Origin of the sequence: Phytoactinopolyspora endophytica (assembly GCF_004138495.1) — a bacterium.
GTDB lineage: Bacteria > Actinomycetota > Actinomycetes > Jiangellales > Jiangellaceae > Phytoactinopolyspora > Phytoactinopolyspora endophytica.
In genome coordinates, this window is the sequence record NZ_ML142865.1 from 26599 (window position 1) to 27476 (window position 878).

Annotated in this window: 1 protein-coding gene; it reads left to right on the forward strand. The window is 70.0% G+C overall.

Annotation, left to right across the window (positions count from 1 at the left end; genetic code table 11):
• Nucleotides 1–657, forward strand: a 657-nt coding sequence (locus ELR45_RS26200; protein WP_240760154.1) for a quinone oxidoreductase family protein, incomplete at its 5' end; no start/stop codon positions are given.
• Nucleotides 658–878: the final 221 nt, after the last annotated feature.

Genomic DNA, 878 nt, shown 5'->3' on the forward strand with positions numbered 1-878 from the left:
ACCGTCCCGGACGGCGTCTCCGACGAGGACGCTGCGGCCCTGCTGCTCCAGGGGATGACCGCCCACTACCTGGCGACCTCGCTCTATCCGGTCCAGGCGGGTGACTGGGTTGTGGTGCACGCGGCCGCCGGTGGCGTCGGCCTCCTGCTGACCCAGATGGTGAAGATGCGCGGCGGGATGGTGCTCGGCACCGTCTCCACTCCGGAGAAGGCCGAGCTGGCGTCGTCCGCGGGAGCGGACTCCATCGCGTCGTACGAGGACTTCGACAAGCGTGCCCACGGGCTCACCGGCGGTGCCGGTGCCGCGTGCGTCTACGACGGAGTGGGCCAGGCGACGTTCGAGCGCAGCATGGAGGCGCTGCGGCCGCGTGGCATGCTGGCGCTGTTCGGCGCCGCCAGCGGGCCGGTGCCACCGTTCGACCCCCAGCAGCTCAACGCCAAGGGGTCCCTCTTCCTGACGCGGCCGACGCTCGCGCACTACACGTTGAGCCGGGACGAGCTGAGCTCTCGCGCCGCCGAGCTCTTCAGCTGGGCCGCTGAGGGCGCGCTCGACATCCGCGTCGGCGGTCGGTACCCGCTGGCCGACGCCCGCCGCGCACACGAAGACCTGCAGGGCCGCCGGACCACTGGGAAACTTCTCCTGATACCGGGCGAGTAGAGCCGAAAGCACCGGGTGTGCGTCTGCCCGAGCATGATCATGTTCCGTTTGTGGCCCTGATAGGGGCCACAAACGGAATCCGAAATAGGCGCACGGCCGGAATCCGATCCTGATCAGGTGCCGTCGTACGACGACGGCCGTGGACCCGGCACACGAGCGCGGAGACCGGTCACGACGATGTTCGGCGCCACCCGGGTGGACGGCGCCTCGGAGTACCGGAT